The sequence below is a fragment of the Candidatus Pantoea persica genome (assembly GCF_013753875.1).
Taxonomy (GTDB): Bacteria; Pseudomonadota; Gammaproteobacteria; order Enterobacterales; family Enterobacteriaceae; genus Pantoea; species Pantoea persica.
The window spans coordinates 39606-58314 of the sequence record NZ_SMDS01000017.1 but is presented as its reverse complement, the minus strand read 5'-3'; the positions used below and the strand labels follow the sequence as shown (position 1 = coordinate 58314).

General features: G+C 60.4%; 11 protein-coding genes and 7 pseudogenes. 9 read left to right on the top strand and 9 right to left on the bottom strand.

Annotated features, from left to right (window positions below; genetic code table 11):
• Window positions 1-32 precede the first annotated feature (32 nt).
• The 5 genes and pseudogenes from folK to sfsA all read right to left on the bottom strand — a co-directional run bounded on the left by folK (window position 33) and on the right by sfsA (window position 4383).
• Window positions 33-518 carry a 2-amino-4-hydroxy-6-hydroxymethyldihydropteridine diphosphokinase gene (gene folK, locus EIO60_RS07210; protein WP_258576348.1) on the bottom strand — a complete coding sequence of 162 codons (486 nt, stop codon included), beginning with the start codon at window positions 516-518 and terminating at the stop codon, window positions 33-35.
• A complete protein-coding gene (pcnB, locus tag EIO60_RS07205) occupies window positions 515-1894 on the bottom strand; it encodes a polynucleotide adenylyltransferase PcnB (RefSeq protein ID WP_258576537.1) in 1380 nt (459 codons plus the stop codon). Before pcnB ends, folK begins: the two co-directional genes overlap by 4 nt.
• 39 nt (window positions 1895-1933) lie before the next feature.
• Window positions 1934-2863 (bottom strand): tRNA glutamyl-Q(34) synthetase GluQRS, encoded by a 930-nt coding sequence (gene gluQRS / locus EIO60_RS07200; protein WP_258576347.1) that lies wholly within the window; start codon window positions 2861-2863, stop codon window positions 1934-1936.
• A 71-nt stretch (window positions 2864-2934) separates the two neighbouring features.
• Entirely contained in the window at window positions 2935-3390 is a 456-nt protein-coding gene (gene dksA / locus EIO60_RS07195; protein ID WP_258576346.1) for an RNA polymerase-binding protein DksA, read from the bottom strand.
• A 273-nt stretch (window positions 3391-3663) separates the two neighbouring features.
• Window positions 3664-4383: pseudogene (gene sfsA / locus EIO60_RS07190) on the bottom strand (DNA/RNA nuclease SfsA).
• A 72-nt stretch (window positions 4384-4455) separates the two neighbouring features.
• On the opposite strand from sfsA, the pseudogene EIO60_RS07185 reads away from it, so the two are divergent.
• From EIO60_RS07185 to EIO60_RS07160, 6 genes and pseudogenes are all read left to right on the top strand, one after another.
• Window positions 4456-4784, top strand: a pseudogene (locus EIO60_RS07185) (ATP-dependent helicase C-terminal domain-containing protein); the annotation flags it as partial.
• A 96-nt stretch (window positions 4785-4880) separates the two neighbouring features.
• The gene (gene mrcB, locus EIO60_RS07180; protein ID WP_258576345.1) at window positions 4881-7331 is read left to right on the top strand and encodes a bifunctional glycosyl transferase/transpeptidase; all 2451 of its coding nucleotides are present in this window, start codon (window positions 4881-4883) and stop codon (window positions 7329-7331) included.
• Window positions 7332-7530: 199 nt separating this feature from the next.
• A pseudogene (gene fhuA, locus EIO60_RS07175) lies at window positions 7531-9755 on the top strand (ferrichrome porin FhuA).
• 41 nt (window positions 9756-9796) lie between these two features.
• A pseudogene (locus EIO60_RS07170) lies at window positions 9797-10515 on the top strand (ATP-binding cassette domain-containing protein).
• A gap of 77 nt (window positions 10516-10592) precedes the next feature.
• Window positions 10593-11157, top strand: a pseudogene (locus EIO60_RS07165) (ABC transporter substrate-binding protein); the annotation flags it as partial.
• Window positions 11157-12050 (top strand): annotated as a pseudogene (locus EIO60_RS07160) (iron chelate uptake ABC transporter family permease subunit); the annotation flags it as partial. The pseudogenes EIO60_RS07165 and EIO60_RS07160, both read left to right, overlap by 1 nt.
• Window positions 12051-12096: 46 nt before the next feature.
• Here EIO60_RS07160 and hemL read toward each other — a convergent pair.
• Complete coding sequence (hemL, locus tag EIO60_RS07155; protein ID WP_258576344.1) at window positions 12097-13383, bottom strand: glutamate-1-semialdehyde 2,1-aminomutase; 1287 nt, start codon at window positions 13381-13383, stop codon at window positions 12097-12099.
• 211 nt (window positions 13384-13594) lie between these two features.
• Between hemL and erpA the strand changes: the two genes are divergently transcribed.
• The gene (gene erpA, locus EIO60_RS07150; RefSeq protein WP_258576343.1) at window positions 13595-13942 is read left to right on the top strand and encodes an iron-sulfur cluster insertion protein ErpA; all 348 of its coding nucleotides are present in this window, start codon (window positions 13595-13597) and stop codon (window positions 13940-13942) included.
• Window positions 13943-13974: 32 nt separating this feature from the next.
• Here the strand turns inward: erpA and EIO60_RS07145 are convergent, their stop codons facing one another.
• The 3 genes and pseudogenes from EIO60_RS07145 to mtnN form a co-directional block, all read right to left on the bottom strand.
• Window positions 13975-14226, bottom strand: a complete 252-nt coding sequence (locus EIO60_RS07145) for a hypothetical protein (protein ID WP_258576342.1) — start codon at window positions 14224-14226, stop codon at window positions 13975-13977.
• A gap of 127 nt (window positions 14227-14353) precedes the next feature.
• A pseudogene (locus EIO60_RS07140) lies at window positions 14354-14851 on the bottom strand (TroA family protein).
• Entirely contained in the window at window positions 14844-15542 is a 699-nt protein-coding gene (gene mtnN, locus EIO60_RS07135; RefSeq protein WP_258576341.1) for a 5'-methylthioadenosine/S-adenosylhomocysteine nucleosidase, read from the bottom strand. Before mtnN ends, EIO60_RS07140 begins: the two are co-directional and overlap by 8 nt.
• Window positions 15543-15632: 90 nt before the next feature.
• Between mtnN and dgt the strand changes: the two genes are divergently transcribed.
• Both dgt and degP read left to right on the top strand, forming a co-directional pair.
• Window positions 15633-17120 (top strand): dGTPase, encoded by a 1488-nt coding sequence (dgt, locus tag EIO60_RS07130; RefSeq protein WP_258576340.1) that lies wholly within the window; start codon window positions 15633-15635, stop codon window positions 17118-17120.
• Window positions 17121-17258: 138 nt separating this feature from the next.
• Window positions 17259-18686: a serine endoprotease DegP gene (gene degP, locus EIO60_RS07125; RefSeq protein WP_258576339.1), complete on the top strand. Its 1428-nt coding sequence runs from the start codon at window positions 17259-17261 to the stop codon at window positions 18684-18686.
• The last annotated feature ends 23 nt before the right edge of the window (window positions 18687-18709 follow it).

Here is an 18709-nt window from a genome sequence, read left to right as displayed (position 1 = left end):
CGAAATGTTCCGCGTGCGAATCATGCGCGGCCTCAGCTGCGCCAGGGGCGAATGGCACTGGCGTCGAGGCGAGCCAGCAGGTCGCGCAGCGCTTGGCCGTCCGGCAGCGCGGCGTCGGGCGCCAGCTCCAGCAGCGGCACCAGCATAAAGGCGCGGTTGTACATATCGTAGTGCGGCACAATCAGGCGCGGCGTGTTGAGGCTGAGCTGGCCGAACAGCATGATGTCGATATCAAGCGTGCGTGGGCCCCAGCGCTCCGATTTGCGCACGCGGCCGTGCTCCAGCTCGATGCGCTGGGTATGATCCAGCAGCGCCTTCGGCGCAAGCGCCGTCTCCAGCGCCACCGCCGCGTTCAGGTAGTCCGGCTGGTTCGGCGGGCCGTAGGGCGGCGTGCGGTAGAAGGCGGAGGTGGCGACGCGCGTGGTGTCCGGAAGCGCGTCCAGCGCCCGCAGCGCCGCGTCGACCTGCTGCAGCGGATCGGCAAGGTTGCTGCCGAGCGCAAGGTAGGCGCGGGTCACGAGGCGTTCTGGCTGTCGCGGCGCGGCGCCGAATCGTCGCCCAGCGTGTTGAGCATGGTTTTCTGCTGCGTCGGCGCGGCCGCCTGGAACTCGCCCCACCAGTGGGTCAGGCGGATCAGTTCCGGGTTCTTCTCCACTTCAGCGCGCAGCGCCAGCAGATCGTAGGCGGCGCGGAATTTCGGATGCTCCATCAGCTTCCAGGCGCGCTTGCCGTGGCGGCGTGACATGCGCAGCTGCCAGATATCGCGGATCAGCGTGGTGATGCGTTTCGGGATCGCCAGCGCGTGGCACGCTTCATCCAGCGTGTCGTTCATCGCCATGGCGAAGGCGTCGTAGTAGGTCAGGCCGCTCTCCTGCGCGATCTGCTGCGCCGCTTCCAGCTGTGGATACCAGAACATCGCCGCAAACAGGAACGCCGGGTTGACGCGCATATCGTTCTGGATACGGGTGTCGGTGTTTTTCAACACCTGCGCCACCATCAGCTCCATCGGGCTGTCGCCGTTTTCGGTGAAGTTGCGCGTAATGGTCGGGAAGAGCGGCTGGAACAGCTGGAATTCACGCAGCTTGAGGTAGGTGCTGTAGCCGTAGCCCGCCTGCAGCAGCTTCAGCGACTCTTCGAACAGGCGCGCCGGCGGGATATCACGCAGCAACGTCGCAAGGCGCGGGATCGGCTCCGCCGTTTCCGCGGCGATGGTCATCTCCAGCTTGGCGGCGAAGCGCACCACGCGCAGCATGCGCACCGGATCTTCGCGATAGCGCGTCTCGGGGTCGCCAATCAGGCGAATAATGCCCTGCTGTAGATCCTGCAGGCCGCCCACGTAGTCGCGCACGGTAAAGTCGGCGATATTGTAGTAGAGGCTGTTGATGGTCAGATCGCGGCGCTGCGCGTCATCTTCGATTGAGCCGAAGATATTGTCGCACAGCAGCATGCCGCTCTGCGCGCGCTGCGACAGATTGCGATCTTCTTCCAGTTCGCCTTCGGCCTCTGCCTGATGGTGTCCGCGGAAGGTGGCTACTTCGATCACCTCGGGGCCAAACATCACGTGCGCCAGACGGAAGCGACGCCCAACCAGGCGGCAGTTGCGAAACAGCTTGCGCATCTGCTCTGGCGTGGCGTTGGTGGTGACGTCGAAATCCTTGGGCTTTTTACCCAGCAGCAGGTCGCGCACGCCACCGCCCACCAGATAGGCTTCATAGCCCGCTTTATTCAGGCGATAGAGCACCTTGAGGGCATTTTCGCTAATGTCTTTGCGCGAGATGTTATGGCTCTCACGAGGGATAATGGTCATCTGATGACGCTCAGCTTCGACCTCGACGGGCGCCTCCTCATCACGCATGAGGACTTTCCGGCAAAAATTAGCAACTCGAGTAAAAATGGGACACCTCGACAGCGACGTAAAGTGGTGTAAATAAAATCAGCGGCTAATCATAGCCTGTTGCGAATCATTTAAGAATGGTGTTGTCGGCTTTGCCGCCAACGGGGCGTTCTGCTGGGGGATCAAAGCGATATTCCACTGCACTACTGCGCTTTCCAGCAGTTTCTCCTGCGTTTCGTCGCGCCAGCCCGCCGATACCGGCTGCCTCAGGAAGCGCAGCGCCTGCACCAGCAGCGGACGCGGGTCGCCGTCGGGCAGCGACGGCGCATGGTTCTGCTTCGACAGCTTGTTGCCGTCGGGGTTGATCGCCAGCGGCATATGCAGGTAGTCAGGTACCGGCCAGCCGAACTGCTGATAGAGCGCAATCTGCCGCACCGTCGGCTTAATTAAATCGGCGCCGCGCACGATCTCCGTAACGCCCTGAAAATGGTCATCCACCACCACCGCCAGATTGTAGGCGAACAGGCCGTCGCGGCGATGGATGATAAAATCCTCCTGTGCCAGCCGTGCGTCCACCGTAAGTTCGCCGCGCAGTCGATCGTGAAAGCGGAAAACTGGGGCATGCTGACGCAGGCGCAGCGCGGCGTGCTCAGGTCCGAGATGACGATCGCGGCAGTGGCCGTCGTAAAAGCCGCCGATCTGCTGGATGCGACGGCGGGTGCAGGTGCAGAAATAGCTCTGGCGGTGCGCCTGCAGCCAGGCCAGCGCCTCGCGGTAGGCCGCATGCCGCTGCGACTGCCACAGCACCTCTCCGTCCCAGTGCAGGCCGTAGTGCTCCAGCTGATGCAGAATGCGTCTGGCGGCGCCTGCGACTTCGCGCGGCGGATCGATATCTTCCATGCGCACCAGCCAACGGCCCTGCTGCGCGCGCGCGCTGAGATAGCTGCTGAGAGCGGCGATCAGCGAGCCGAAGTGAAGGTCGCCAGAAGGAGAGGGGGCGAAGCGCCCGATACAGGGATGTGGTGACATAGGCGTTAAAAATCACCGCACAGCGGAACCGTAGCATGCTTTTCCGCGGCGCGGTGATATCAGGCATGGCATCAGCCAGCCATCTGTTTCTCACGAATTTCCGCTAGCGTCTTGCAGTCGATGCAGAGATCGGCGGTCGGACGCGCTTCCAGACGACGGATGCCAATCTCCACGCCGCAGGACTCGCAGTAGCCGAAGTCGTCATCTTCGACTTTTTTCAGCGTCTTCTCGATCTTTTTGATCAGCTTACGCTCGCGGTCGCGGTTACGCAGTTCAAGGCTGAACTCCTCTTCCTGCGCGGCGCGGTCAACCGGATCCGGGAAGTTGGCCGCTTCGTCCTGCATATGCGAGACGGTACGATCCACTTCATCACGCAGCTGGTTGCGCCAGGCTTCGAGGATTTTACGGAAGTGTTGCAGCTGGGCTTCGTTCATATACTCTTCGCCCGGCTTCTCCTGGTATGGCTCCACCCCAGCGATGGCAAGAATACTCAGGGACGATGTTTTACGGTTTTGCTCTTCTTGCATGTTGTTTCTCCTGGATAACACGCACTATACCTTTTGTGGTTCAACCGCAGCGATCGCGGCGTCAGGCGGTTGGGTTTTAGTAACTCAACGATAATTTGCCTGGCATGCTGCGCTGTGCTGCCCGCAATTCGGTACATCGATCCCCCTACGGGGAAAAAACAGGCCGCTATATAACAGAAGCAGTCAGGGTTGGCAATTATTGATGATCGCACCTTGACAAGCCTGTGAAGAACAGCGTATTTGGCGCCTCGCTCAACGCATTCATATCAAATTTTATGGCAAAAGATATGACAAGCTGACGGCGGCCGGTTTTTTCAGAACCAGGCCAGCCGGCGACAGATCTGCGCGATAAGCCAACACTTCTACGCCATTCTGCTGCGCCTGGACCAGTTGGTCTGCGTAACGTGCGTCGATGTGGCGCGCGGGGGCTACGTCCTCAATCCCCGAGTGCAGAACCGCAAACAACAGAACGGCCCTATGACCGGCAGCTGCGACGGCGCTTAGCTCTCGCAGGTGCTTCTGACCACGGACCGTCACCGCATCCGGAAAATAGCCTTTTCCTTGATGTAAAAGGGTCACGGACTTGACTTCAATATAGCAGTTATGCCTGTCGGTTGCCTGAAGCAGAAAATTGATGCGGCTGTTTTCCGCGCCATATTTGACCTCCGCCTGACAGGTTTCGTAGCCGGCGAGTGCTGGCAGGCTGCCCAACGCCAGCGCCTCCCTGACCAGCTGGTTGGCGCGCAGCATATTGACGTAGATCCAGTGACCCTGCTGCGTCTCTGTCAGCTCCTAGCTGTGCGGATATTTACGCGTCAGGCTGCTGGAGGTAGAGTACCAGACGGTATCGCCCGGTGTGGCGCAGCCGGTCATCGCCCTGGTATTGGCGCAGTGAATGGTCAGGGTTTCCCCTACCGGCGTGACGACGTCGGCGAGAAAACGTTTATAGCGGGCAATAAGCCGGGCGGGCTTTAATGGCGGTGAAAACTGCATAGGGCTCCAGGATCAGCGCAGCGGCCAGCTCGCCAGCTCGCCAGCGCGTGCGGCGCCGTGCATACTGTGACGAAAAAACGTCAGCGGCTGGATAGTGCGCTGCCAACTCATTACACTGTGCCGACCGGAAGCCGCCTGCGCTGGCGGTGCGCATTCAGGAGATGTTCGGCGAGGCGAGCAATCCTGCTGTGGCCGACGGGCGCGTGCCGCTGGTGCTGGAACTGCTGTCACCTGCGCAGCGTCCGCTGCAGATCACTCGCGACCTGGCCGCGTTCTGGCGAGGCGCGTATCCGGAGGTGCAGAAAGAGATGAAAGGGCGCTATCCCCGCCATCCTTGGCCTGACAACCCGACCAACGCCTTGCCTACAAGGCGCACCAAAAAATATTCCCCGCAGGGTTGAATCCGCTGGATCGAATTCAGAAGGTTCCGCCATGCGGAAAGGGTAAAAGCCGCTAAAGTATCGGCCAGCCAATGACATGCCTGGAGAATAAAACGAATGTCTGGGAACGATCGCGAACCCATTGGGCGTAAAGGAAAACAACCCAGGCCACCGCGTAACGCTACGCGCCGGGGTCGCAGCAGGGATAAAGATGACTTTGATAATGATGATTTTGCCGATGAGGTTGAGGAGAAAGCGCCCGTGCCGCGTAAAAGTAAAGGAGGGCGTCCGTTGCGTGGCAAGCCCCGCTGGTTAAGCTGGCTGATCAAGATGTTCCTGGTGTTTGTGGTGAGCATGGCCGCCTGGGGCGTCTATCTCGACTCCGAGATCCGCGGGCGCATCGACGGCAAGGTGTGGCAGCTGCCCGCCACCGTTTATGGCCGCATGGTCAGCCTCGAGCCGGGTATGGCCTACAGCAAGAAAGAGATGATCGCGCTGTTGGAAGGCACGCAGTATCGCGAAGTATCGCGCATTACGCGTCCCGGCGAATTCTCGGTGAAGGGCAACACCATTGATATACTGCGCCGTCCGTTCGACTTCCCGGACAGTAAAGAGGGCCAGGTACACGCGCAGATGGTGTTCGATGGCGACGAGCTGAGCGAAATCAAGAACCTCGACTCCGGCCGTGATTTCGGCTTCTTCCGCCTCGATCCGCGCCTGATCACCATGCTGCAGTCGCCGAACGGCGAGCAGCGCCTGTTCGTGCCGCGCGCCGGTTTCCCCGATCTGCTGGTCGACACGCTGATCGCCATTGAGGACCGCCACTTCTACGAGCATGACGGCATCAGCCCCTACTCGATTGGCCGCGCCTTCCTCGCCAACATCACCGCCGGTAAAGCAGTGCAGGGCGGCAGTACGCTGACGCAGCAGCTGGTGAAAAACCTGTTCCTGACCAACGAGCGCTCGCTGTGGCGTAAAGCGCGCGAAGCCTATATGGCAGTCATCATGGACGCGCGCTACAGCAAGGACCGCATTCTGGAGCTCTACCTGAACGAGGTCTATCTCGGCCAGGCGGGCAACGATCAGATCCGCGGCTTCCCGCTGGCGAGCCTCTACTACTTTAGCCGCCCAGTCGACGAGCTGAGCCTCGATCAGCAGGCGATGCTGGTGGGTATGGTGAAGGGCGCCTCGCTCTATAACCCTTGGCGCAACCCCAAGCTGGCGCTGGAGCGGCGCAATCTGGTGCTGCGTCTGCTGCTGCAGCAGAAGGTGATCGACCAGGAGCTGTACGACATGCTCTCGGCACGTCTGCTCGGCGTGCAACCGAAAGGTGGCGTTATCACGCCGCAGCCCGCCTTTATGCAGATGGTTCGCAACGAACTGCAGGCGAAGCTGGGCGATAAGGTGAAAGATCTCTCCGGCGTGAAAATCTTCACCACGCTCGATCCGGTCTCGCAGGACGCGGCGGAAAAAGCGGTGCTTGACGGCATTCCGGCTCTGAAAAAACAGCATGGCCTGAAGGATCTGGAAACTGCGATGGTGGTGGTGGACCGCTTCAGCGGCGAAGTTCGCGCCATGGTGGGCGGCGCCGATCCGCAGTTTGCCGGTTACAACCGCGCGCTGCAGGCGCACCGCTCTATCGGCTCGCTGGCCAAGCCGGCGACCTACCTGACCGCGCTCAGCCAGCCGAACACCTATCGTCTCAACAGCTGGATTGCCGATGAGCCGATTGCGCTGAAACAGCCGAACGGCAGCGTCTGGAAGCCAATGAACGACAATCGTCGCTTCAGCGGCAAGGTGATGCTGGTGGATGCGCTGACCAACTCCATGAACGTGCCGACGGTGAATCTCGGCACGACGCTTGGGCTGGAAGCGGTGGTGGATACCTGGACGAAGCTCGGCGTGCCGAAAGATCAGCTCAATCCGGTGCCGTCGATGCTGCTGGGGGCGCTGAACCTGACGCCGATTGAAGTGGCGCAGGCGTTCCAGTCTATTGCCAGCGGCGGCAACCGCGCGTCGCTCTCAGCGGTGCGTTCGGTAATCGCCGAAGATGGCAGCATGCTTTACCAGAGCTATCCGCAGGCGCAGCGCGTTGAGCCGGCGCAGGCCGCCTACCTGACGCTCTACACCATACAGCAGGTCGCCGATCACGGCACGGCGCGCGCGCTGGGCGCACGCTATCCGAAGGCGCATCTGGCGGGCAAAACCGGCACCACCAACGACCTGATCGACAGCTGGTTTGCCGGCGTCGACGGCAAAGAGGTCGCCATTACCTGGGTGGGCCGCGACAACAACCAGCCGAGCAAGCTCTACGGCGCCAGCGGCGCGATGCAGATCTACCGCCGCTACCTGGACAACCAGGCGCCGATGCCACTGGTGCTGACGCCGCCGGAAGATGTCTCAATGATGAACGTCGACACGGCAGGCAACTTCGTCTGCGGCACCGGCAGCAGCACTTGGCGCTCACTGCCGGTCTGGGCGCTGGATCCTGACGCGCTCTGTCAGCAGCAGCAGAAAGAGAGCGACGGCGTCGCGGGCTGGATTAAAGATATGTTCGGCGGCAACTAAAACGTCGGTTAAAAAGGGCGCTAAGGCGCCCTTTTTTTGTGCCCGATCAATACTGCGCAAAGGCCCGCCAGACGGCGAGACGCGCGGGATTAGCGCTTGTGGAAAGCGCAGAGTTTCGCCTAAAATGCCTTCCGGCATAACAATCATTCTCGTTTCCATTCGCCCGCCTACTATTTCATTCAAGAGACTCTCACTATGAATGCGCGATCGATTTTTCCTTGTTACCTGCGCGGCGCGTTTTCCCGCCGCCCGCCGCCCGCTGGCATTGAGCATTGCGGTGATTGTTGACTCAGTAAGCGCCTCCGCGCTGGCTGAGGAGACGCTGGTAGTGTCGGTGGACGGCGCCGCCGCTGTGCCGCAGGAGAGTGCCTGGGGTCTGGCGCCGACCATTGCGGCGAAGCAGAGCGCGACCGGCACTAAAACCGACCAATACGCAGCTTTAGAAAAACCCGCAGTCGGTCTCGGTGGTGACGCGCGAAGAGATGGAAGCGCATCAGATCGCCTCGGTAAAAGAGGCGTTCAACTACACGCCGGGCGTGTTGACCGGCAACCGCGGCAGCTCTCAGGTCATCGACGCCCTGTCGATCCGCGGCTTCAGCGAAACCAACACCAACCAGTACCTTGACGGCCTGAAGCTGCAGAGCAACAACTACTCTGAATTCGCCATCGATCCCTATTTCCTCGAGCGCGCCGAACTGCTGCGCGGCCCGGCTTCCGTGCTCTACGGCAAGAGCGACCCGGGCGGCGTGGTGGTGCTGGTTAGCAAGCGCCCGATGCAGGAGACGCTGCGCGAAGTGCAGTTTCAGATGGGCAGCGACAATCTTTTCTCCACCGGCTTCGACTTCAGCAGCGCGCTGGATGACAATGGCGTCTACAGCTATTGCCTGACCGGCCTCGCCAGCAGCGCCGACGCGCAGCAGGATATGAACAAAGAGAAGCGCTACACCCTGGCGCCGTCGTTCAGCTGGCGGCCGGATGAAAATACCCGCTTCGATCTGCTGACCTATTTCCTGAACGAGCCGGAAACCGGCTATTACGGCTGGCTGCCGCGCCAGGGCACGGTGGTGCCAATTACGCGCGCCGACGGCAGCGAGTACAAGCTGCCGACCGATTTCGATGAGGGCGAAGAGAGCAACAAAATCTCGCGCAACACTAAAATGCTCGGCTACAGCTTCGAGCACAGCTTCAACGACACTTGGACGGTGCGCCAGAACCTGCGCTAAGCCGATCTGCGCACCGACTACCGCAGCATCTACGGCAACGGCTTTGACGCCGCGACCCAGTCGATTATGCGCGGATCGGCGTCGTCGGATGAGAAGCTGAATCAGTTCGCCGTCGATACTCAAACGCAGGCAACGTTCGCCACCGGCGCGCTGGATCATACGCTGCTGCTGGGCGTTGATTTCCAGCGTACGCGTAACGATATCGATGTGCAGTTTGGTTCTGCCAGAAGCCTGAACGCCGTTGCGCCGCAGTATGGCGATGAGAGCGTCACACCATACGGATCCTTATCAGCACCTCAATAAACAGCGCCAGACCGGCTTCTATGCACAGGATCAGATGGAGTAGAACCATTGGGTGCTGACGCTGGGCGGTCGCTACGATTACACCATGACGTCGGTCTAAGATCGCAATAACCCATTGATCGCCAAAACGATCAGGCCTTTACCTGGCGCGGCGGGCTGAACTACGTCTTCGACAACGGCATCGCGCCTTGCTTCAGCTACAGCGAAGCCTTTATTCCCAATTCGGGTTCGACCTATGAAGGCCAGGCCTTTGATCCTTTACGCGCCAAACAGTACGAAGCGGGCGTGAAGTATGTGCCGAAGGATCGCCCGATCACCATGACTGCGGCGCTCTACCAGCTGACTAAGACGAAAAACCTGACGGCGGATCCCGGTACGCTAAATCACCCGTTCTCCAGTGTGCAGAGTGGCGAAATTTGTTCACGCGGCGTCGAGCTGGAAGCCAAAGCGGCGGTGAACGCCAATAATCGACCTGACGGCAGCCTATACCTACACCGATGCGGAATACACAGAAGATAATAAATTACACGGCCGCACGCCGGTGCAGGTGCCGAAGCATATGGCGTCGCTGTGGGCGGACTACACCTTCCATGAGACCGCGCTCTCCGACGTCACGGTCGGCGCAGGCGTGCACTACGTTGGCGAAAGCAAAGGGCTGTATGAGGAAAATGAGCGCAACGGTGTAAACTCAAACCGGAACTTCGACGTCGCCGGCTATACCACGGTTGACGCCATGCTGAAGTACGATCTCGGCCGCTTCGGCCTGCCGGGCTCGTCAGTGGGCTTCAACGTGAAAAACCTGTTTGACCGCGAGTATGTCGCCAGCTGCTATCGCGACTACGCCTGCTACTGGGGCGCAGAACGTCAAATCGTCGGCACCGCCACTTTCCGTTTCTGATGCAACCGGGCGCTGCGGCGCCCGTTTAACCTGGGATAATAATGGTGCCTCCGCACGACGCCGCAACCTTTACGCTGGATAACATCAGCTTTCACGTGCCTGGCCGTACGCTGCTGCATCCGCTCTCTCTGACCTTCTCGTCCGGCAACGTCACCGCGCTGATCGGCTACAACGGCTCCGGCAAATCGACCCTGCTCAAAATGCTGGGACGCCATCAGGCCGCCAGCGAAGGGCGCGTGCTGCTCAACGATACGCCGGTTGAGGCGTGGAAACAGCAAAGCCTTCGCGCGCGAGGTTGCCTACCTGTTGCCGCAGCTGCCCGCCACCGAAGGCATGACGGTGCGCGAGCTGGTGGCGATTGGTCGCTACCCGTGGCACGGCGCTCTGGGGCGCTTCGGTCAGCAGGATCGCGTGCGCGTGGACGAGGCGATCGCCTAGGTCGGGCTAAAGCCGCTGGCCGCGCGCTTGGTGGACAGCCTTTCTGGTGGCGAGCGCCAGCGCGCCTGGCTGGCGATGCTGGTGGCGCAGAACAGCCGCTGCCTTCTGCTGGACGAGCCGACCTCGGCGCTGGATATCGCCCATCAGGTCGAGGTGCTGGCGCTGATCCAGCGCCTCAGCCGCGAGCGCGGCCTGACGGTGATCGCCGAAGGGGCGCCAGACGCCATTCATGCAGGCCGAGGTGCTGGGCGCGATTTACGGCATCCCGATGGGCATCCTGCCGCATCCGCGGGGCGGCGCGCTGGTCAGCTTTGTCTACTGAGGGCCTGAGCATGGAGATCACACGTCGTCGCCTGCTGGCGGCGCTGTCGCTGTGGCTGAGCGCCTTGCTGCTGCGCGCCGCTGGCGGTGGCCGACACGCGCAACTACAACATCTGGGTCGGCGAGCCGCAGCTGCCGCCGCACACGGTGGACGTCGGACTGTGCACCGAACCGAACCTTGAACTGATGACGCAGCTGCAGCCGTCGCTAATCCTCTGCTCCAACGGCTACGGCCTGCCGCCGGAAAAACTGCAGCGCATCGCGCCGATCATGGGCTTCGACCTCAACCGCGGCGACGGCAAACCGCTCTCCGCCGCGCGCTGGCGTTCGGCAAAAAACAGCCTGTTTCTGGAGGTGATGGAGCAGCTCGGCCTGACCAACGCGTGGCAGGGCGAAACCAAATTCTGGGGCAGCGCGGTGATCGGCATCGAACGGCTGACGCATCTGCGCGACGTCGAGGCGATCTGCTTCGATCATAACAACGATACCGATATGGCACAGCTCGCCCGCAGCCGCTGTGGTAGGCACTGCCCTTTGTGCGCGCCGGACGCTTTCAGCGCGTGCCGGCGGTCTGGTATTACGGTGCAACCTGTCGGCGCTGCACTTTGTTCGCGTGCTGGAACGCGCGCTGGAGACGCGCTGATGTGCCAACGAATTTTCCCCGTGCTGCTGACCGCGCTGTTTTTACTGGCGCAGCTGCTGAGCGTTATCAATCTGCGTGCGGCGCTGCCGACGGCGCAGTGGTCGCAGGCGCTGACGGCGCCCGATCTCAATAATATCGACCAGATGCTGTTCTACTAAAGCCTGCTGCCGCGCATCGGGCTGGCGCTACTGGTCGGCGCCGGACTGGGGCTGGCGGGGCTGCTGTTTCAGCGGGCGCTGCGCAATCCGCTGGCGGAGCCGATCACGCTGGGCGTCTCGTCTGGCGCACAGCTCGGCATTACCGTGGCGACGCTATGGCAGCTGCCGGGCGGCGCGGCGACCACGCCGCTGACGGCGCTGATTGGCGCGCTGGCGGTGGGCGCGGTGGTGTTCGGCGTCGCCTAGGGCAGGCGGCTGTCGCCGGTGACGCTGATCCTCGCCGGGCTAGTGCTGAGCCTCTACAGCAGCGCGGTGAACCAGATCTTTGCCATCTTCAATCATGACCACCTGCAGATGATGTTTCTCTGGAGCACCGGTGCGCCGAGCCAGATGGGCTGGGAGAACGTCAGCCTGCTCTGGCCGCGTCAGCTGCTCGCCTTTGTGCTGGTGCTGCGCCGGCCGCTGACGCTGATGGGGCTGGAAGACGGCGTGGCGCTGGCGATCCTGCTCAGCGCGCAGCTGATGAGCGTGGCGGTCATTATCGGCTTTATCGGCCTGATGGCGCCGCATATCGCGCGCATGCTCGGCTTCCGCCGCGCGCTGCCGCAGCTGATGATGGCGAGGGTATTCGGCGCGGGGCTGATGCTGCTGGCGTTCCCGGATCAGCTGCCGGCGGGACCGATGGCGACGTTCATTGGGGCGCCTTACTTTATCTGGCTGTTAAGACGCTCGCGGTAAATTTCTTTCTCACAGAGAGCTAACCACCGCGCCGGCTCGCTTTTTACAGCTTCGCGAAACAGCGACGCGCGGCGTCAACGGTGCGCTCGATGTCCTCAACGCTGTGCGCCAGCGATATAAAGCCCGCTTCGAAGGCGGACGGCGCAAGGTACACCCCTTCTTCCAGTTCCAGCATCAGGTGGAAGAATCGCTTAAAGCGCGCCACGTCGCACTGCGTCACGTCGGCGTAGCAGGTCACGCTGTCAGCCTCGGTGAAGAATATGCCGAACATGCCGCCGACGTGGTTTACCACCAGCGGGATGTTCTCCGCCTGCGCCGCCGCCAGCAGGCCCTGCGCCAGCTGGGTGGTGCGCTCGGTCAGCGTCTGATGGGTGCCCGGCTGGGCGATCTGTGTCAGACAGGCGAAGCCCGCCGCCATGGCTATGGGGTTGCCGGACAGTGTGCCCGCCTGGTAAACCGGACCCGTCGGGGCCAGCGCATCCATCACCTCGCGGCGTCCGCCAAAGGCGCCCACCGGCATGCCGCCGCCGATGATTTTGCCGAGACAGGTCAGATCTGGCTTCACGTTGTAATATTCCTGCGCGCCGCCCAGCGCCACGCGGAAGCCGGTCATCACCTCGTCGATGATCAGCAGCGCGCCGAAGGCGTCGCACAGCGCGCGCAGGCCGGGCAGGAAGTCCGGCTGCGGCGGAATGCAGTTCATGTTGCCTGCCACCGGCTCGACGATAATGCAGGCGATCTCGTCCGGATACTGCTCGAACGCGGCGCGCACCGAGTCGAGATCATTATAGGTGCAGGTCAGAGTATGACGGGCGAAATCGGCCGGCACGCCGGGCGAATTCGGCTGGCCCAGCGTCAGCGCGCCGGAGCCCGCTTTCACCAGCAGGCAGTCGGCGTGGCCGTGATAGCAGCCTTCGAACTTGATGATCTTGTCGCGGCCAGTAAAGCCGCGCGCCAGGCGAATGGCGCTCATGGTGGTCTCGGTGCCGGAGTTCACCATGCGCACCATATCCATGCTCGGCACCAGCTCGCACACCAGCTGCGCCATCTTCACTTCCATCTCGGTCGGCGCGCCGAAGCTCAGGCCGTGCGCGGCGGCTTTGATCACCGCGTTGCGGATCTCGGCATTGTTATGGCCCAGCACCATCGGACCCCATGAGCCGACATAGTCGATATAGGCTTTGCCATCGGCGTCGTAGAGGTAAGCGCCGTCGGCGCGTTCGATAAACAGCGGCGTGCCGCCTACGCCGGTAAACGCACGCACCGGCGAATTAACGCCGCCGGGAATGAGGCGTTGTGCTTCGGCAAACAGGTTTTCTGACTTACTCATTAATTCAACTCCAGCGGTTCGGAAAAAAATTTGCGCCATTCTACGGGAAGATAATGGCCAGGCGAAAGGGCAGAAACGGCGCGCTATACTTACCTTAGCTGAAGGCAGGGGGCACGCAGTGCGAAGGGCAAAACTTGATTGCGCTACTGCACTGGAGGACAATACGATGATTGAGGTCGTTTTATGACCTGGAAGTTTACTGGAGTATGAGATGAGTGATGAAGTGGCAGCACTGCCGTTGCAGTTTACCGATGCGGCGGCCAACAAGGTCAAAAACCTGATTGCCGACGAAAAAAACCCTGATCTGAAACTGCGCGTCTACATCACCGGCGGCGGTTGCAGCGGTTTCCAGTACGGCTTTACCTTTGACGACAAGATGAATGACGGCGACATGACCATTGAGAAGCAGGGCGTGGCACTGGTGGTCGATCCCATGAGCCTGCAGTATCTGGTTGGCGGCTCGGTCGATTATACCGAAGGCCTCGAAGGTTCACGCTTTATCGTGACCAACCCGAACGCGAAAACCACCTGCGGCTGCGGCTCCTCCTTCAGTATCTGACGTAAAAAGGCCGCCTTGCAGCGGCCTCTGTTTTACCACTCCACTATTACCAGCTTTCCGCTTTCCTTACTCATCGCATCCTGCTTTAACACACTTTCCGTAACGCGCGGCTGCGCGCTGACGTGGCGGCCGCAATCTATCTGCGGCAGGGCCTGCTGCGGCTGGCTGTTAATTTCACAGCGCGAGAAGATGATCAGCTGGACGCCGATGGTTCCCGTGGTCGACGCCGCAGCGCAGGGCGCGGTGATCGCGAGTCCCAGGGCCAGCAGCAACGCTCTGGTCATGGTGCAATCCTGGTGTCGTCAAAATGCGCATGGCGCATAAAAAAGGACGCTGAGCTTACGTGGCGTCGGCATCTCGTTGTTTGATTAACGGCAAAGTCAGCCGAATCTTTAATCGTTTTTTGCTGATTTACTGTGCGGGATGCAGCGCGGCGCAGAGCTGCTGCGCCGCCAGCAGCATACGCGAGCCGGGACGGCTTAGCCAGTCGTCGTTGATGGCGATAACGGGCGCCTGAAGCTGCGGTTGCCAGAAGCGCGCCACCTGCCGCGCCTGTTCGGCGTTGCCGACGATGACGGTCGCCTGCGGATGGCGCATCAGCACCTGTTCGCTGCTCACCTGCGGCCAGCTGAGGCTGCTGTCGGCAAAGATATTTTTTCCGGCGCAGAGCGTGATGATGTCGTTTTGCAGGGTGTCGCGCGCCGCGGTAAACAGCGGCTACTGGGCAAACTGCAGAAACTGGCGCTGCGGATTGCCGCCGCGCCACGCCAGCACCACGTCCGGCTTCAGCGCCAGGATGCGCTCGATGTTGACGCCTTGCCAAGCGCTGACCGCCACCGGCGTAATGCCGGCGGCGAACAGGCTGCCGCAAAACAGCAGCAGCCCAAGCAGCCAGCGCGGCTTAGCCATGCGCCAGGCGCGCCAGCAGCTTCTCCACCATTAGCGAGGATTGCTGCGCCACGACGCTGAGGAACTCGTCGAAACTCAGGTGCGAGGCCTTATCGGCCACGTCGGAGATGGCGCGCACCACGACAAAGGGCACCTTGAACTGGTGACAGACGTGGCCAATAGCGGTCGCTTCCATCTCTACCGCGATCGCCTGCGGGAAGGTGGTGCGGATGCGCGCCAGCGGCTCGGCGCCGTTGATAAAGGCGTCGCCGCTGACCACCAGGCCGCGTACCGCGTTGAGGTTCAGCTCGCTGATGCACGCCTCGGCGGCGGCGATCAGCGCCGCATCGGCAGCAAAGGCGGCCGGGCAGCCCGCCATCTGACCCGGCTCATAGCCGAACGCCGTAACGTCGGCGTTGTGGTAGCGCACTTCGTCCGAGATCACGATATCGCCCACAGAGAGCGTCGGCGCTAGACCGCCCGCCGAGCCGGTGTTGATCACCAGATCGGGCTTGCAGAGCTGCAGCAACAGCGTGGTGCCCAGCGCCGCCGCGGTTTTTCCTATGCCGGATTTCAGCAGGGCAACCTCAACGCCGTTCAGCGTGCCGGTGTAAATTTCGCAGCCGGCCAGCGTCAGGGTTTGACGATTTTCGATTTTATCCCGCAGCAGCGTAACTTCCTGCTCCATAGCGCCAATAATGCCTGCTTTCATAAAAGAGTCTCACTAATGTTGTGGAAGTGGACGTAAAAAGTGAGGCATAGTCTAGCATGGGATTGATTAACGAAGGTATAAGGGATAGCAATGGCGACGGTCAATTTCAGGAAGAAGATAAGTTTCACCCGCCCTTATAACACGCGCAAGGATCTGGTCGGGGAATATGCTATTATCCGCCACTTTGAGAGCGATCGCGGCCGTATTATTAATTCGGCCGCTATTCGTCGGCTGCAGCAAAAAACTCAGGTCTTTCCACTGGAGCGCAACGCCGCGGTGCGCTCGCGCCTGACCCACTCGCTGGAGGTGCAGCAGACGGGACGCTATATCGCCAAAGAGATCCTGCAAACCCTGAAGAGCCAGGGCGGTCTGGCGCAGTATGGGCTGGATGAGATGGAGGGTGCCTTCGAGAGCCTGATCGAGATGGCCTGCCTGCTGCACGACGTCGGCAACCCGCCTTTCGGCCACTTCGGCGAAGCGGCCATCAACGACTGGTTTGAAGCCTATCTGTCGCTAGAGCTGGTGGATCCGCAGGTGGCGGGCGTGCAGGGCGATGAGCAGCACGCCGACTTTGCGCGCCTCAACGGCATGATCCGCCAGGACTTATGCCATTTTGAGGGCAACGCGCAGGCGATACGCATGGTGCATACCCTGCTGCAGCTTAATCTCAGCTACTCCCAGGTGGCCTGCATCCTGAAATATACGGCGCCGGCCTGGTGGCAGGGTGAAAAGCCCGAGGAGTTCAGCGCCCTGATGAAAAAGCCCGGCTTTTATCTGTCGGAACGCGACTATATTGCGGAGCTGCGTGCCGCTACCGAGATGGCCGAGCATCATCGCTTTCCGCTGACCTATATTATGGAGGCGGCGGATGATATTTCTTACTGTATCGCCGACCTCGACGACGCCGTTGAGAAAGATATATTTAACATTGATGCTCTTTATGGCTTTTTATGTAAAAGCTGGGGAACAATAAAAAACAACGACGCATTCAGCCGCACCGTGGGCGAGGCGTGGCGCGAAGCCTGTAACAAAAAGCGGCGCAGCCGAAGCGATCAGTTCTTTATGTCATTGCGTGTTAACGTGCAGAGCATGCTGGTGAGCCACGCGGTGAAACGCTTCGTCGACAATCTGCCCGCGATTTATCACGGCGAATTCAACCATGCGTTATTAGAAGACGACGGCAAAGAGGGGCGTCTGCTGCAGATGTTTAAAACGGTGGCGCGGCGCCACGTATTTAGTCATACCGAGGTAGAGCAGCTGGAATTACAGGGCTACCGCGTGATTAAAGGGCTGCTGGATATTTATCAGCCGCTGATGAATTTGACGTTTGAAGCATTTAGTACCCTGATTAATGACGATTTTCTTGCTAGGCATCCCATTGAAACCCGACTGTTTCATAAGCTTTCCGGTAAACACCGCAAGGCCTATCAGCAACAAATGCGCGCGCTAGTGGTTGAGCATAAATATCAGCGCCTGCTGTGGGAACGTTATTACCGCTTTCGCCTGATTCAGGACTATATTAGCGGTATGACTGATCTCTATGCTTGGGATGAGTATCGCCGACTTATGGCGGTATAATAAAGGACGTTTTGTAAAGCGCGTGCATAAATTTTTACTTTTATAGCAAACTTTTACTGGAACTTCGCATTAAAACATTAATCTCATAAACTGACCATAGCAATTGTCTGACGTTAATTTTGGATGAGACCGACACGAATGAAAAAAAGCACCTTAATGTTGAGCGCGCTGGCGCTCAGTCTTAGCCTGGCGTTAAGACCAGCGGCCGTTTTCGCCGCCGAGTCCGCTTCTTTTACCAGTCAGCAGCTGCCCAGCCTGGCGCCAATGCTGGAAAAAGTGATGCCGTCCGTGGCCAGTATTAACGTTGAAGGCAGCACTACAGTGAAAACGCCGCGCCTGCCGCAGCAGTTCCAGCAGTTCTTCGGCGACAACTCTCCGTTCTGTCAGGATGGTTCGCCCTTCCAGAATTCACCGATGTGTCAGGCGGGTCCAGATGGTGACTGGGGCAGCTCGCAGCAGGAGAAATTCCGGGCGCTCGGCTCCGGCGTGGTGATCAACGCCGATAAAGGCTATGTGGTCACCAATAACCACGTGGTGGATAACGCCACCAAAATTCAGGTTCAGCTCAGCGACGGACGCCGCTATGACGGCAAGGTCATCGGTAAAGATCCACGCTCCGACATCGCGCTGGTGCAGCTGATCGACGCGAAAAACCTGACGGCGATTAAAATCGCTGACTCCGACAATCTGCGCGTCGGCGACTACACCGTGGCGATCGGTAACCCCTATGGCCTTGGCGAAACGGTGACCTCAGGCATCGTCTCGGCGCTGGGCCGCAGCGGCCTCAACGTCGAAAACTATGAGAACTTTATTCAGACCGACGCTGCTATTAACCGCGGTAACTCTGGCGGCGCGCTGGTGAACCTCAACGGCGAGCTGATCGGCATCAACACCGCCATCCTTGCGCCGGATGGTGGCAATATCGGTATCGGCTTCGCCATCCCGAGCAACATGGTGAACAACCTGACCATCCAGATGGTAGAGTTCGGCCAGGTGAAACGCGGCGAGCTGGGTATTCTCGGTGCTGAGCTGAATTCCGAGCTGGCGAAGGCGATAAAGGTAGACGCGCAGCGCGGCGCCTTTGTCAGCCAAGTACTGCCGAATTCCGCCGCCGCGAAGGCGGGCATCAAAGCGGGCGACGTGGTGGTCTCCATGAACGGCAAGCCGCTGAGCAACTTCGCTGCGTTGCGCGCCGAGGTGGGTACGCTGCCGATCGGTACGAAACTGCAGCTTGGCCTGCTGCGCGACGGCAAGCCGGTCAGCGTCACCGTCGAGCTGCAGCAGAGCACCCAGGATAAAGTGCAGTCGGCCACCATCTATACCGGCATCGAAGGCGCTGACCTGAGCAACCACAGTGGCAGCGAGAAAGGCGTGCGCGTCGACAGCGTCAAACCCAACAGCGCCGCGGCGCACATCGGTCTGAAAAAGGGCGACGTGATCCTCGGCGTCAACCAGCAGCCGGTCGGCAATCTGGGCGAGCTGCGCAAAATCCTCGACACTAAACCTTCCGTGCTAGCGCTGAAGGTCAAGCGCGGCGACACCAGCATCTATCTGCTGATGCAGTAACGGACTCGCATCCTGTCAGGCGG

Bases quoted from the DNA above. Each gene is read 5' to 3' on its own strand.
- EIO60_RS07145 (WP_258576342.1), bottom strand. From the start codon at position 14,226: ATGACCAGAGCGTTGCTGCTGGCCCTGGGACTCGCGATCACCGCGCCC.
- dksA (WP_258576346.1), bottom strand. From the start codon at position 3,390: ATGCAAGAAGAGCAAAACCGTAAAACATCGTCCCTGAGTATTCTTGCC.
- mrcB (WP_258576345.1), top strand. From the start codon at position 4,881: ATGTCTGGGAACGATCGCGAACCCATTGGGCGTAAAGGAAAACAACCC.
- erpA (WP_258576343.1), top strand. From the start codon at position 13,595: ATGAGTGATGAAGTGGCAGCACTGCCGTTGCAGTTTACCGATGCGGCG.
- dgt (WP_258576340.1), top strand. From the start codon at position 15,633: ATGGCGACGGTCAATTTCAGGAAGAAGATAAGTTTCACCCGCCCTTAT.
- mtnN (WP_258576341.1), bottom strand. From the start codon at position 15,542: ATGAAAGCAGGCATTATTGGCGCTATGGAGCAGGAAGTTACGCTGCTG.
- gluQRS (WP_258576347.1), bottom strand. From the start codon at position 2,863: ATGTCACCACATCCCTGTATCGGGCGCTTCGCCCCCTCTCCTTCTGGC.
- degP (WP_258576339.1), top strand. From the start codon at position 17,259: ATGAAAAAAAGCACCTTAATGTTGAGCGCGCTGGCGCTCAGTCTTAGC.
- hemL (WP_258576344.1), bottom strand. From the start codon at position 13,383: ATGAGTAAGTCAGAAAACCTGTTTGCCGAAGCACAACGCCTCATTCCC.